This is a genomic window from Pantoea cypripedii (assembly GCF_002095535.1).
Classification (GTDB): domain Bacteria; phylum Pseudomonadota; class Gammaproteobacteria; order Enterobacterales; family Enterobacteriaceae; genus Pantoea; species Pantoea cypripedii.
Genome location: NZ_MLJI01000001.1, coordinates 15,266 through 29,549 on the forward strand (window position 1 = coordinate 15,266; position 14,284 = coordinate 29,549).

The following is a 14,284-nucleotide window of genomic DNA, read 5'->3' on the forward strand; positions in this document are numbered from 1 at the left end:
TCAACCTAACTAGCAGATTTTAATGGTTTTGATTGACGGTTGTTGACGTGAAAAGAGTAAGAGTGGCGGAAGATCACAGGAGTCGAACCTGCCCGGGACCGCTGGCGGCCCCAACCGGATTTGAAATCCGGCCGCCTCACCGGAGACGACGATCTTCCTTTACCGCAGCCGCAGAATTATAGCGGCAAACGGTGCAACGTTGTTGATCTTACCCATGCGTCACAGCACGTTTTCACCGTTATGTTGCCGGTACTCCTTCGGCGTCGTGGCATAACTCTTCTTAAATACCGAATAGAAATATTGCAGCGAAGGGTAGCCGCACATCTGTGAGATTTCATTGATGCTGAGGGAGGAACTGGCCAGCAGCTCGCGCGCCTTCTCCAGTTTTTCACGGTGAATCATGGCATGGATGGTATCGCCCGTTTCATCGCGGAAGCGTTTTTCCAGATTGGAACGTGAAATACCGATGGCATCCAATACCTGTTCCACCTTGATCCCTTTGCAGGCGTTAAAGCGGATGTAATGCATCGCCTGGATAACCGCCGGGTCACGCAACGAACGAAAATCGGTAGAACGGCGGGCGATGACTTTTATCGGCGGCACCAGGATACGTTGTAGCGGCAGCGACTGCTTATCCAGCAAGCGATGCAGCAGCTTGGCGGCCTGATAACCCATCTGACGTGTGCCCTGAGCGACTGAAGAGAGTGCCACGCGCGACAGGTAACGGGTGAGTTCTTCATTGTCGATGCCGATAACCGTGAGTTTCTCTGGCACCGGAATCTTCAGATGCTCACATGCCTGCAACAGATGGCGCGCGCGTGCATCGGTGACGGCGATAATGCCGGTCTGCTGCGGCAGCGTTTGCAGCCAGTCCGCCAGGCGGTTCTGCGCGTGTTGCCAGTTTTCTGGGGCCGTTTCCATCCCCTGATATACCACCCCCTGATAACGCTCGCGTGCCACCAACTGGCGGAAGGCGTGTTCCCGCTCCTGTGCCCAGCGTTTACCGCTGGCGGCGGGCAGGCCGTAAAAAGCGAAGCGGTTGATGCCTTTTTCTTTCAGGTGCAAAAAGGCACTCTCCACCAGCGCGGCGTTATCGGTGGCGATGTAATGCACCGGTGGGTAGTCCTGTTGCTGATGATAGGAGCCACCCACGCCGACAATCGGCACAGACACATTCGCCAGCAGCTTTTCAATTGAGCTGTCGTCGTAATCGGCGATCACCCCATCGCCGAGCCACTCACGAATGTTATCGATGCGGCAGCGAAAATCCTCTTCAATGAAGATGTCCCAGTCGGTTTGCGACGCCTGTAAATATTCACCTACGCCTTCAACAACCTGGCGGTCATAGACCTTATTGGCGTTGAACAGCAACGTAATGCGATAGCGTTTTTCATGCATAGTGGCGTGTTCCCTTAAACCCTCAGCGCATTGCATAACACGGCTGGCCGGGGAGCAGAAAGAATTTGCGCCACATTGTGATCGCTCACGCGATTACACCCGACGCCGGGTAGCGGTATCCATCCACACTGCCAGCAGCAGAATTGCGCCTTTGACGATGTACTGCCAGAAGGTCGGTACGTCCATCATGCTCATGCCGTTATCCAGCGATGCCATGATAAATGCCCCCATCACCGCACCCGCGACAGACCCGACACCTCCCGCCAGGCTGGTACCGCCGATGACACAGGCGGCGATGGCATCCAGCTCCGCAATGTTACCTGCGGAGGGGGAACCCGCGCCCAGTCGTGAGCTCAGGATCAAACCGGCAATCGCTACCATCACGCCATTAATAGCAAACACCGCCAGCTTAGTCCGTGCCACGTTGATCCCGGAAAGCCGGGCGGCATCCAGGTTGCCACCAATGGCATAGATACGGCGACCAAAAGCGGTGCGCGTTGCCATAAACATGCCACCCAGCAGCAGTAACGCCAGCAGCAGCACCGGGGTCGGCACGCCACGATAATCATTCAGCAGCCATATTGCCCCCAGTACCAGAATGGCGGTGATTGCCTGGCGTGCAACGGCACCACTCGCGGTGGGTTGTGACAGGCCCAGACTCTGACGACGCAGGCGCAAACGCCACTGCCAGAGGATAAACAGCGCCAGACCGGCAAAGCCGAAACCAAATCCGACCCCGCCAGGCAGATAGCTTTGCCCAATCTGCGACATCGCCGGGCTGGTGGGTGCAACGGTGGTGCCGTCGGTGATCCCCACCAGGATGCCACGGAACGCCAGCATGCCCGCCAGGGTAACGATAAAAGAGGGGACTTTACGATAGGCGACCCACCAGCCGTTCCAGGTGCCGAGCAACAGCCCCATCACCAGGGTGACTACGATGGTGAGCGGCAGCGGCCAGCCGAGCCAGACATCAAAAATCGCCGCGGCACCGCCAAGCAGGCCCATCATCGAACCGACCGAGAGATCGATCTCTGCCGAAATAATCACAAACACCATGCCCACCGCGAGGATGCCGGTGATGGCGGTCTGGCGCAGCAGGTTGGAGACGTTACGCGGACTGAGCCAGGCACCGTCGGTGGTCCAGGTGAAGAACAGCGCAATCAACACAATGGCACCCAGCATCACCAGCACCTGCAAATTCGGCAGCGGGAATTTGCCCGGCGCGCTTTTACCCGGCGTGGTAAGGCCGCGTTCTGTACTTTCGGTCTTAAGCATAGTGTTCACTCCGCAGGGCGGCTTCCATCACCTGCTCCTGAGTCAGGTTGTCGTTAATCAGATCGGCTTTGATTTGTCCTTCGTGCATCACCAAAACCCGATCGCTCAGGCCCAGCACTTCGGGCAGCTCGGACGAAATGACAATCACGGCAATCCCTTGCTGCACCAGCGCATTGATCAGCAGATAGATCTCCTGACGTGCGCCGACATCGATGCCGCGTGTTGGCTCATCGAGAATCAGAATCTGTGGATTCAGCAGCAGGCATTTGGCGAGAATCGCTTTCTGCTGGTTACCGCCGCTCAGGCGGCCAATCGGCAATTCGGGAGAGGAGGTTTTCACGCGCAGACGGGCAATGGCATCGTTGATCGCCTGCTGTTCCAGCGCCTCATCCAGGGTGGAAAGCCGCTGGCTGAACTGGTCCAATGCCGCCAGGGTGATGTTTTTGCCCACCCCCATCAGCGGCACAATGCCGTCTTTTTTACGATCTTCCGGCACCATCGCGATGCCATGCGCAATGGCGTCCCGGCAGTCACGGATGTGTACTTTTTTGCCGTTGAGGGTGATGTCGCCCTGCCAGCGACCGGGCCAGACGCCAAACAGGCACTGGACGGTTTCGGTGCGCCCAGCCCCCACCAGCCCGGCGATACCCAGAATTTCACCGCGTTTCAGGCTGAAAGAGACGTTATTTACCCGGCGGATATGGCGATTGACGGGATGCCAGGCGGTCAGATTTTCCACCTGCAAAATGGTCTCGCCGATATCATGCGGCGTGTGGGGATAGAGCGCGGTCAGCTCGCGTCCCACCATCATGGTGATGATGTCATCCTCACTCAGGCCAGCCGCCGCACGCGTGGCGATATGCTGTCCATCGCGGATCACACAGATGGTGTCCGAAATCGCTTTGACCTCGTTGAGTTTGTGCGAGATATAAATGCAGGCGATGCCATGCTCGCGCAGGTTTTTGATGATGCTGAGCAGCACCTCGGTTTCCTGCTCGGTCAGTGAGGATGTGGGTTCATCGAGGATCAGCAGGCGCACCTGTTTATTCAGGGCGCGGGCAATCTCCACCAGCTGTTGCTGGCCCAAACCCAGTTCACCCACGCGCGTGTCGGGCGAAACATTCAGTTTGACCCGCTCCAGCAGCTGCTGGCAGCGCAGGGTCATGGTTTCGTCATCCACCATGCCGTAGCGCCCCAGTTCAGCACCAAGGAAAATGTTTTCCATCACCGTCAACTGGCGCACCAGCGCCAGCTCCTGATGGATAATCACAATCCCTTTGCGTTCGGTATCGCGGATAGTCTGTGCCTGGATTTCATCGCCAGCAAAATGGATACTGCCGTCAAAGTCCCCGTGCGGGTAAAGCCCGCACAGGATCTTCATCAGTGTCGATTTTCCCGAGCCGTTTTCGCCGCACAGCGACATCACTTCACCCGCTTCCAGCCGCAGGCTAACGTCATCCACCGCTTTCACCGCGCCGAAGCGCTTAGTGATATGGTTCATTTCCAGCAACATCGACATCTCTCCTTCGCGGGCTGCGCTTAGAGTTCGCTTTGCTTATGGAAGCCGTCTTTGACAACGGTGCTTTCGATATTGCTTTTGTTGACCGGGATTGGCGTCAGCAGGCGTGACGGCACATCTTTCAGGCCATTATTGAGTTTGCCGTTGCTGGCCGGGGTCTGACCGTTGCCCAGTTCAACCGCGATTTTGGCGGCTTCGGTGGCAAGCTGGGTGATGGGTTTGTACACCGTCATGGTTTGCGTACCATTCATGATGCGTTTGATGGCGGCCAGGTCGGCATCCTGTCCGGAGATCGCCACTTTACCCGCCAGGCCCTGTGCGCTCAGCGCCTGAATCGCACCACCTGCGGTGGCATCGTTCGACGCCACAACCGCATCAATATGATTGCTGTTGGCGGTAAGGGCGTTTTCCATAATTTTCAGCGCATTTTCTGGCAGCCAGGCATCAACCCACTGATCGCCCACCACTTTGATACTGCCGTTATCAATATAGGGTTTTAACACCTTCATTTGTCCGGCGCGGAACAGACGCGCGTTATTATCAACCGGTGAACCCCCCATCAGGAAATAATTCCCTTTTGGCACCTGCTGCACAATACTTTCGGCCTGAAGTTCGCCCACTTTTTCATTATCAAAAGAGATATAAAAATCAATATCGGCGTTATTTATCATGCGGTCATAGGCCAGAACTTTAATGCCTTCACGCTTCGCTTCCGCTACCACGTTACTTAATACCTGGCCGTTATAAGGGATGATTACCAATACATCGACGCCGCGGTTGATCATATTTTCAATTTGCGACATCTGGGTTTCTTCGTTGCCGTTGGCGGACTGGACAAACACGGTCGCCCCCAGCGTTTCCGCCTGTTTCACGAAGATATCACGGTCTTTCTGCCAGCGTTCCAGACGTAAATCATCAATCGCCATACCGATTTTCACTTCTTTCGCCACGCCAGCGTGGCTTATCAGGGCCAGCGCCGCGCAGACGGCTAACAACGTTTTTTTCATGTTCATGGTGTTCATCCTGTAGGGGTGGAGGCTGTTTTCGTTGTTTAGAGTTTGAGGCTATGAACAGGGCGGTTGAATTGTTGACCTGAGATTCCGGCAACATCAATTACTGATTTTTATCCAGCTATTACGTTTTTTGGTTTATTTGCGATTTTTTGAGCGCGATCGATATTTGGCGGTTTTCAGAGGAATGGATTGCAAGGCAGCTGCGAGAAGGCATGCAATGAAAATAACGACATTATTTTGCGAGCTGACGCACAAATAATAATTATCTTAAGTTAAGTGTGAAATATCGTAATTGAGAAGCGGCATAACGCATTACCACAATAATGGCTCAAAGCTGACCACTCGGGTCCTCATGCTAAGGAGCAAAAAATGCACGCCTATTTCGACCAGCTTGATCGCGTTCGTTATGAGGGAGCCGCTACCCGCAATCCTCTGGCGTTTCGTCATTACAATCCTGATGAAGTGATTCTCGGTAAAACCATGGCGGAGCATCTGCGTTTTGCCGCCTGCTACTGGCATACCTTCTGCTGGAACGGCGCAGATATGTTTGGTGTCGGTGCCTTTGATCGCCCCTGGCAGAAGAATGGTGATGCACTCGAACTGGCGAAACAGAAGGCCGACGTGGCTTTTGAGTTCTTCCATAAACTCAACGTACCTTATTACTGCTTCCACGATGTTGATGTCTCGCCGGAGGGCGATTCGCTGAAAAGCTATCGCGAAAACTTTGCGGTGATGACCGATAAACTGCTGGAAAAACAGCAGGAAACCGGTGTGAAACTGTTGTGGGGCACCGCCAACTGCTTCACCCATCCGCGTTACGGCGCAGGCGCAGCCACCAGTCCGGACCCGGAAATTTTTGCCTGGGCCGCCAGCCAGGTGTGCAGCGCCATGCAGGCAACGCAAACCCTCGGCGGTGAAAACTATGTGTTGTGGGGCGGTCGCGAAGGCTATGAAACCCTGCTGAATACCGACCTGCGCCAGGAACGTGAGCAGATTGGCCGCTTTATGCAGATGGTGGTGGACCATAAACATAAAATCGGTTTCCAGGGCATGTTGCTGATCGAGCCGAAACCACAGGAACCGACCAAACACCAATATGACTACGATGTGGCGACGGTATATGGCTTCCTGAAGCAGTTTGGGCTGGAGAAAGAGATTAAAGTTAACGTGGAAGCTAACCACGCCACGCTGGCGGGCCACTCCTTCCACCATGAAATTGCCACTGCCATTGCGCTGGGGATTTTCGGTTCGGTGGATGCCAACCGTGGCGATATCCAGTGCGGCTGGGACACCGACCAGTTCCCGATCAGCGTGGAAGAGAATGCGCTGGTGATGTACGAAATCATCAAAGCGGGCGGATTTACCACCGGCGGCTTAAACTTTGATGCCAAAGTCCGGCGTCAGAGCACCGATAAATATGACCTGTTCTACGGCCATATTGGCGCGATGGATACCATGGCGCTGGCGCTGAAAGTGGCGGCGCGGATGGTCGCGGATGGCGAGCTGGATAAGCGTGTCGCACAGCGTTACAGCGGCTGGAACGGGGAGTTTGGTCAGCAGATCCTCAAAGGGGAATTTTCCCTCGCCTCGCTGGCGGAACATGCCGGGCAGCAGCAATTTAATCCGCAGCATCGCAGCGGACGCCAGGAGCAGCTGGAAAACCTGGTGAATCACTACCTTTTTGATTTTTAACCCTTCGGGAGATCAGCATGGTTATCGGGATCGATTTGGGCACCTCCGGCGTCAAGGTGGCATTGCTGGATGCGCAGGGGCAGGTGGTTGCCGTCACAAGCGCACCGTTGCAGGTGTCGCGCCCGCATCCGTTATGGAGCGAGCAGGATCCCGAAAGCTGGTGGCTCGCCACGGATCAGGCAATGCAGGCACTGGCGCAACAGCATGATTTAAGCGGCGTGCAGGCGATTGGGCTGAGTGGCCAGATGCACGGTGCCACCTTGCTGGATGCCCGGTTTCGGGTACTGCGTCCGGCGATTCTCTGGAACGACGGACGCAGCGCTGAGCAATGCCGCCAGCTGGAGCAGCAGGTGCCGGAGTCACGCACCATCACCGGCAACCTGATGATGCCGGGCTTTACTGCACCCAAGCTGCTGTGGGTGCAGCAACATGAACCTGAGATCTTTGCGCAGGTCGCTAAGGTCTTACTGCCCAAGGATTATCTGCGCTGGCGCTTAAGCGGCGATTTTGCCACCGATATGTCGGATGCGGCCGGGACCCTGTGGCTCGATGTAGCGAAACGCGACTGGAGCGATAAATTACTCAACGCCTGCGGGCTGGATCGTCACCAGATGCCACAGCTGTTTGAAGGTAACCAGGTGACCGGTACATTGCAGCCAGAGATTGCCCAACGCTGGGGAATGCAGCCGGTGCCGCTGGTGGTGGGTGGCGGTGATAATGCTGCGGGAGCGGTGGGCGTCGGTATGGTCGAGCCGGGGCAGGGTATGCTGTCGCTCGGCACTTCGGGCGTCTATTTCCTGGTGAGCGATGGCTATCTCAGCAATCCACAGCGGGCGGTACACAGTTTTTGTCATGCGCTGCCGCAGCGCTGGCATTTGATGTCCGTGATCCTTAGCGCGGCCTCCTGTCTGGATTGGGCGGCAAAACTCACTGGCTGTGAGGATGTGCCGCAGCTGCTATCCGAAGCCGAACAGGCGCGCAGCGATGTTTCACCCGTATGGTTCCTGCCTTATCTCTCCGGCGAGCGGACACCGCATAACAACCCGCAGGCGCAGGGGGCATTTTTCGGCCTGACGCATCAGCATGGCAGGCCGGAGCTGGCGCGTGCGGTGCTGGAAGGGGTGGGATTTGCCCTGGCGGAAGGAATGGATGCGGTACATGAATGTGGTGTGCAACCACAAACGGTGATGCTGATTGGCGGCGGTGCGCGCAGTGCTTACTGGCGGCAGATGCTGGCAGATATCAGCGGCCTGACGCTGGATTATTGCCACGGCGGCGAAGTGGGACCTGCGCTGGGTGCGGCACGGCTGGCGCAGCTGGCGGTTGCTCCCGACAGCGTGTTGCCAATGCCGGAACTGGCGCAACGTCATCAACCGGATGCGGCCAGACATCGGGCCTATCAACCGCAGCGTGAAGTCTTTGCCCGCCTATATCAGCAACTGCAACCGCTGATGTCCTGATAAGTCAGAGCAATGGCCGGAATTGGCATGGGTCAGGCGATAAAGTCAGGTAAGATAGACTCTGGCGTAGCGGCGCGATTTATCGCGCATGTCTTTGGCAGCAAGTGCCCAGCCCGAAAAGACGCGCCGTTACGGTTTGATGCGAGATCTACCACCGGAGTCTGGCCATGCCGCAACCCGTGTTCTTTCTGACTCTGCCTGGGGTGATGGTGCTCGATCTCACCGGTCCGGCAGAAACTTTCCAGCTGGCTGGCGGCCACTTCGTGCTGCACTATATCGGGCCGCAGACCAGCGTCACCTGTTCCACCCAAATGACCATCAGCGACATCGCACCACTGCCCGAGCGCTTGCCTGCCGACAGTCTGCTGGTGGTGCCGGGTGTGCACGATTCTCGTACCTGCTACGACACCCCCGCCGCCGCCATTGCGCGTGACTGGTTACGCCTGCAACAGGCGGATATCCAGGCTCAGCGTATCACCCTGGTGTGCGTCTGTTCCGGTTCGCTGCTGGCAGCACAAGCCGGATTGCTGGATGGCGTGCAGTGCACCACGCATCATGACGTGTTACCCCGTTTACAGGCGGCGGCCCCGGCTGCGCTGGTAAAAGAAAACCGGGTGTTTATTGAAGATGGCGGCATCTGGAGCAGCGCCGGAATTACCGCCGGTATCGACCTCTCACTCCACTTGATTAACCGGCTATGTGGCGCGCGTCAGGCGCTGGCGGTGGCGCGTGAGATGGTGGTGTGGTTCCGGCGTTCCGGTGATGATCCGCAACTCTCGCCGTGGCTGCGCTATCGTAACCATCTGCACCCGGCGATTCACCGCGCGCAGGATGTGATGATTGCCCACCCTGAGTATGACTGGTCGCTGCCTGCGCTGGCGGAGCGTGCCCATGTCAGCGAGCGGCATCTGACGCGTCTGTTCCGCCAGCATCTGGGTATTAGCGTGCGCGAATACCACGAACAGCTGCGGCTGGTGATTGCCCGTCAGCGTCAGCAGCAGGGCGAAGCCGCAGAAAAAGCCGCGCTGGCGGCGGGCTTCTCCTCTGCCCGTCAGCTGCGTCGGGCGCTGCAACGCTGGGACGATCAGCTCACCAGGTGATGTTTATCTATCCGCTTCAACAATATCGCCAGCAGCAAACTGCCGATGAGCGTCACGCCAAATACCCACGGCAGGTCAAGCCATGGATGTGCCATATCGTCGTAATGATGGGTACGCAGGAAATGGATAAACAACGCATGAAAACCATAAATGGGTAGCGAATAGCGTGCAATGGTTCCCAGTAGCGGCAACGTGCGGCGATTGAGTGCGTTTTTGCACAGCACCAGCAGGCTTATCGCAGCGATAAATACCAGCGGTCCGCAGTAGAGATACCAGGTATCGTTGAACGCGCCGTTTATCAGCAACATCTGTTTGGTGCCGAGGGTGATGCCAATGACGCAGGCGATAAAACCCAGCGCCGCCAGTGGGGTGACTCCCGGTTTTTCCGTCTCCATACAGCCAATGGCCCGCCCCAGCAGCGCATACAGCAGGTAATAAATGCTGTCGCCGCTGACATACAAATTCACCGGCAGCCAGTGAAACGGCCCCACCGACTGGCTGACGGTGTTGGGATTCGCCAGCACCGCCAGTATCACAACTAACAACGCCACGTAGCGCGGCTGCACGGTTTTCACCTGTATCAGCGGAGAAAGCAGGTAGATGCCGATAATCGCAAAGAAAAACCACAGGTGATAGAACACCGGTTTTTGCAGCAGCTTCAGCAGTGAGCGACCTTCGCTGATCGGCGTCAGCCAGGTGATATAGGCCAGCGCCACCGCGCTGTAGAACAGCAGGCACAGTACGATACGTAGCATATGCCGACCCTGAGCGCTGCGTTCCCCAAAGAACAGATAACCTGAAATCATAAAGAACAGTGGCACGCAGACGCGTGATGCTGAATTGAGCACGTTAGCCACATCCCAGCTGATGCCGGTCACCGCCATCGGCCCGGTGATGTACCAGGTGGTGGTATGAATGACGATCACCATCAGGCAGGCGATGGCACGTAAGTTGTCGATCCAATTGATTTTTTGCGACATGACTTCCCCAGGTACACAACGTCCATGCCCGGAAGGGTAGTCAGTGGCTGGCGCGCCAACAACCTTTGGGCCTGGAATTCAGAGCCATCTGGTCGCCGGCGTGTTGTCAGGATTTCCGGCTGCACATTGCGCGGTCAAAGGGTATACTGTCGCACTCTTTTTTAATCCACCCGTATCGCGTGCGAATTCAACATGCAAAAGTTTGATACCAAGACCTTTCAGGGCCTGATCCTGACCTTGCAGGATTACTGGGCGCGTCAGGGCTGCACCATTGTCCAACCGCTGGACATGGAAGTGGGCGCTGGCACCTCTCACCCGATGACTTGCCTGCGCGCATTAGGCCCGGAGCCGATTGCCGCTGCTTATGTGCAGCCATCCCGCCGTCCTACCGATGGACGCTACGGTGAAAACCCGAACCGTTTACAGCACTACTATCAGTTCCAGGTGATCATCAAGCCCTCGCCGGACAACATTCAGGAGCTGTACCTTGGGTCGCTGAAAGAACTGGGTATTGATCCGACGGTGCACGACATTCGCTTCGTAGAAGATAACTGGGAAAACCCGACGCTGGGTGCCTGGGGTCTCGGCTGGGAAGTGTGGCTCAACGGCATGGAAGTGACGCAGTTTACTTACTTCCAGCAGGTGGGTGGCCTTGAGTGTAAGCCGGTGACCGGTGAGATCACTTACGGTCTGGAGCGTCTGGCGATGTATATCCAGAGCGTGGACAGCGTCTACGATCTGACCTGGAGCGACGGCCCGCTGGGCAAAACCACTTACGGTGATGTGTTCCATCAGAACGAAGTGGAACAGTCGACTTACAACTTCGAATACGCCGATGTGGATTTCCTCTTTACCTGCTTCGAGCAGTACGAGAAAGAAGCGCAGCATCTGCTGGCGCTGGAAAAACCGCTGCCGCTGCCTGCGTATGAGCGCATCCTGAAAGCCGCTCACAGCTTTAACCTGCTGGACGCGCGTAAGGCGATCTCGGTGACCGAACGTCAGCGTTACATTCTGCGCATCCGTACCCTGACCAAAGCCGTGGCTGAAGCCTACTACGCCTCGCGCGAGGCGATGGGCTTCCCGATGTGCAATAACAACAAGTAAGAGGCAGCCATGACCGATAAAACTTTCCTGGTGGAAATTGGCACCGAAGAGTTGCCTCCGAAAGCGCTGCGCAGCCTGGCGGAATCCTTTGCTGCGCATGTGACTGCGGAACTGGACGCTGCTGGCCTGGCGCACGGTGAAGTCAGCTGGTTTGCGGCTCCGCGTCGCCTGGCACTGAAAGTGGCCCAGCTGGCGGCGGCACAACCGGATCGCGAAGTTGAAAAACGTGGCCCGGCGATTGCGGCGGCTTTTGATGCTGACGGCAATGCCACCAAAGCGGCAGAAGGCTGGGCGCGTGGCAACGGTATCACCGTCGATCAGGCGGAGCGTCTGAACACCGATAAAGGCGAATGGCTGGTGTATCGCGCCCAGGTGAAAGGCGAAAGCGCTCAGGCGCTGCTGCCCGCCATGGTAGCGACCGCTCTGAGCAAGCTGCCGATCCCGAAACTGATGCGCTGGGGTGCCAGCGACGTGCAATTTGTGCGTCCGGTCCACACCGTGACACTGCTGCTGGGTGCGGAGCTGATTCCGGCTACTATCCTGGGCATTCAGTCTGACCGCGTGATTCGTGGTCATCGCTTTATGGGCGAGCCGGAAATCACCCTCGACAATGCCAATCAATACCCGCAGCTGCTGCTGGAACGCGGCAAGGTGATGGCGGATTACGAAGCGCGTAAAGCCCAGATCAAAGCGGATGCCGAAAAAGCGGCGCTGCAGCTGGGTGGCAATGCTGACCTGAGCGATAGCCTGCTGGAAGAAGTCACCTCGCTGGTGGAATGGCCGGTGGTGCTGACCGCCACCTTCGAAGAGAAATTCCTCGCGGTTCCGGCTGAAGCGCTGGTGTACACCATGAAAGGTGACCAGAAATACTTCCCGGTTTACGCTGACGACGGCAAACTGCTGCCGAACTTCATCTTTGTTGCCAACATCGAATCCAGCGATCCGCAGCAGATCATCTCCGGTAACGAGAAGGTGGTCCGTCCGCGTCTGGCTGATGCTGAATTCTTCTTTAACACCGACCGTAAAAAGCGTCTGGAAGATCATCTGCCGCGTCTGGAAACCGTGCTGTTCCAGAAAGAGCTGGGTACGCTGCGTGATAAAACCGACCGCATTCAGGCGCTGGCTGGCTGGATCGCCGCGCAGATCGGTGCCGATGTGAACCATGCAACCCGTGCTGGCCTGCTGTCCAAATGCGACCTGATGACCAACATGGTGTTTGAATTTACCGACACCCAGGGTGTGATGGGCATGCACTACGCGCGCCATGATGGCGAAGCGGAAGATGTGGCCGTGGCGCTGAACGAGCAGTATCAGCCGCGTTTTGCTGGTGATGATCTGCCGTCCAACCCGGTTGCCTGCGCCGTGGCGATTGCCGACAAAATGGATACCCTCGCGGGAATCTTCGGGATTGGTCAGCATCCGAAAGGCGATAAAGACCCGTTCGCACTGCGCCGTGCTGCGCTGGGCGTGCTGCGTATTATCGTCGAGAAGAACCTGCCGCTCGATCTGCAAACCCTGACGGAAGAAGCGGTGCGCCTCTACGGCAGCAAACTGAGCAACGCTAAGGTTGTGGATGATGTGATCGACTTTATGCTGGGCCGTTTCCGTACCTGGTATCAGGAAGAAGGCCACAGCGTTGACACCATTCAGGCGGTACTGGCTCGTCGCCCGACGCGTCCGGCAGATTTCGATGCACGTATGAAAGCGGTTTCGCACTTCCGTACTCTGGAAGCGGCGGCAACGCTGGCGGCTGCCAACAAGCGTGTTTCTAACATCCTGGCGAAATCAACCGAAACCCTGAACGACAGCGTGCAGGCTTCGCTGTTGAAAGAGAACGAAGAGATCAAGCTGGCGACCTTCGTCACGGTGCTCAGCAGCAAGCTGCAACCGTACTTCGCAGAAGGCCGTTATCAGGATGCGTTGATCGAACTGGCGCAGCTGCGCGAAGCGGTCGATAACTTCTTCGATAAAGTGATGGTGAATGCGGATGACCAGGCAGTGCGGATTAACCGTCTGACGCTGCTGGCTCAGCTGCGCGAGCTGTTCCTGCAAGTTGCGGATATTTCGCTGTTGCAGTAAGGCGCATATCTGGAAAAACCAAGGGGCGAGCAATCGCTCCTTTTTTTTAAATAAAAAGATTACTGAAGGTTATCGCAGTGGCATCTTGTGTATGGTGCAGTATGCGGCCGATAATAATTCTGGCTGGTTCAGTGCGATAGATAATAATGTGCTGACCGTAGGGCATTGAATAAACCTGCTTGCCCAATTCTGTTCGCTTACGACCTAATTCATGAACAGCGAGTTTAAAGAGGAGTTTGTGCATATTCTGGCTGTACTGATCTGCCTGATACTCCCCAAAATTCCAATAGCTATAGAGCCAGATTTCCATCATATCCTGATTAGCTTCCGGCATTATCTCTATCGTTCTCTTCATAAATGCCCACCCTGGCTTTTACTTTCCTAAAGAAAGCGGCTTCATCAAATACCTGAGGTTCACCACTCTCAAAACCTTGTTTCACCAGTGCCCTCAGCGTTTCCAGCTTCGATTCCGCCTGTTTCTCCCGCAGCAAACGTAGTGATTCCCGCACTACCTCGCTTTGTGTACGGTAGTCACCGGATGCAACCAGTGATTCAACAAACTCGCGCAGTTCGTCACCCAAATCGATCGTCATAGTCCGTGCCATAGCGGTTACCTGATGTAAGAAATATTCTTACATCCTGGCACATTTTTGTTCAACGATGA

The 14,284-nt window shown here is 56.3% G+C and carries 12 protein-coding genes and 1 tRNA gene; 5 read left to right on the top strand and 8 right to left on the bottom strand.

Features of this window, described 5'->3' with window-relative positions; translation table 11 throughout:
- Positions 1 to 63 precede the first annotated feature (63 nt).
- From HA50_RS00085 to xylF, 5 genes are all read right to left on the bottom strand, one after another.
- Positions 64 to 158, bottom strand: a tRNA-Sec gene (locus HA50_RS00085).
- A gap of 61 nt (positions 159 to 219) precedes the next feature.
- Positions 220 to 1,398, bottom strand: coding sequence for a D-xylose utilization transcriptional activator XylR (xylR, locus tag HA50_RS00090; protein WP_084871622.1), 1,179 nt, complete (start codon positions 1,396 to 1,398; stop codon positions 220 to 222).
- A gap of 93 nt (positions 1,399 to 1,491) precedes the next feature.
- Positions 1,492 to 2,673 (bottom strand): xylose ABC transporter permease XylH, encoded by a 1,182-nt coding sequence (xylH, locus tag HA50_RS00095; protein ID WP_084871623.1) that lies wholly within the window; start codon positions 2,671 to 2,673, stop codon positions 1,492 to 1,494.
- Positions 2,666 to 4,192, bottom strand: coding sequence for a xylose ABC transporter ATP-binding protein (locus tag HA50_RS00100; RefSeq protein ID WP_139810882.1), 1,527 nt, complete (start codon positions 4,190 to 4,192; stop codon positions 2,666 to 2,668). Before HA50_RS00100 ends, xylH begins: the two co-directional genes overlap by 8 nt.
- A 20-nt stretch (positions 4,193 to 4,212) precedes the next feature.
- Entirely contained in the window at positions 4,213 to 5,205 is a 993-nt protein-coding gene (xylF, locus tag HA50_RS00105; protein ID WP_084871625.1) for a D-xylose ABC transporter substrate-binding protein, read from the bottom strand.
- 369 nt (positions 5,206 to 5,574) lie between these two features.
- On the opposite strand from xylF, the gene xylA reads away from it, so the two are divergent.
- From xylA to HA50_RS00120, 3 genes are all read left to right on the top strand, one after another.
- Positions 5,575 to 6,897: a xylose isomerase gene (gene xylA / locus HA50_RS00110; RefSeq protein ID WP_084871626.1), complete on the top strand. Its 1,323-nt coding sequence runs from the start codon at positions 5,575 to 5,577 to the stop codon at positions 6,895 to 6,897.
- A 17-nt stretch (positions 6,898 to 6,914) separates the two neighbouring features.
- A complete protein-coding gene (xylB, locus tag HA50_RS00115) occupies positions 6,915 to 8,357 on the top strand; it encodes a xylulokinase (protein ID WP_084871627.1) in 1,443 nt (480 codons plus the stop codon).
- A 167-nt stretch (positions 8,358 to 8,524) separates the two neighbouring features.
- Entirely contained in the window at positions 8,525 to 9,457 is a 933-nt protein-coding gene (locus tag HA50_RS00120; RefSeq protein WP_084871628.1) for a GlxA family transcriptional regulator, read from the top strand.
- Here the strand turns inward: HA50_RS00120 and HA50_RS00125 are convergent.
- On the bottom strand, positions 9,442 to 10,437 hold the full coding sequence (locus HA50_RS00125; protein WP_084871629.1) for an acyltransferase: 996 nt from the start codon (positions 10,435 to 10,437) through the stop codon (positions 9,442 to 9,444). The genes HA50_RS00120 and HA50_RS00125 overlap by 16 nt on opposite strands.
- Positions 10,438 to 10,629: 192 nt before the next feature.
- On the opposite strand from HA50_RS00125, the gene glyQ reads away from it, so the two are divergent.
- Complete coding sequence (glyQ, locus tag HA50_RS00130; RefSeq protein ID WP_084871630.1) at positions 10,630 to 11,541, top strand: glycine--tRNA ligase subunit alpha; 912 nt, start codon at positions 10,630 to 10,632, stop codon at positions 11,539 to 11,541.
- 9 nt (positions 11,542 to 11,550) lie between these two features.
- Complete coding sequence (gene glyS, locus HA50_RS00135; protein WP_084871631.1) at positions 11,551 to 13,620, top strand: glycine--tRNA ligase subunit beta; 2,070 nt, start codon at positions 11,551 to 11,553, stop codon at positions 13,618 to 13,620.
- A gap of 46 nt (positions 13,621 to 13,666) precedes the next feature.
- On the opposite strand, the gene HA50_RS00140 is transcribed toward glyS, so the two are convergent.
- Positions 13,667 to 13,975: a type II toxin-antitoxin system RelE/ParE family toxin gene (locus tag HA50_RS00140; RefSeq protein WP_084871632.1), complete on the bottom strand. Its 309-nt coding sequence runs from the start codon at positions 13,973 to 13,975 to the stop codon at positions 13,667 to 13,669.
- A complete protein-coding gene (locus HA50_RS00145) occupies positions 13,941 to 14,225 on the bottom strand; it encodes a type II toxin-antitoxin system ParD family antitoxin (RefSeq protein WP_084871633.1) in 285 nt (94 codons plus the stop codon). Before HA50_RS00145 ends, HA50_RS00140 begins: the two co-directional genes overlap by 35 nt.
- Between the last annotated feature and the right edge of the window lie 59 nt (positions 14,226 to 14,284).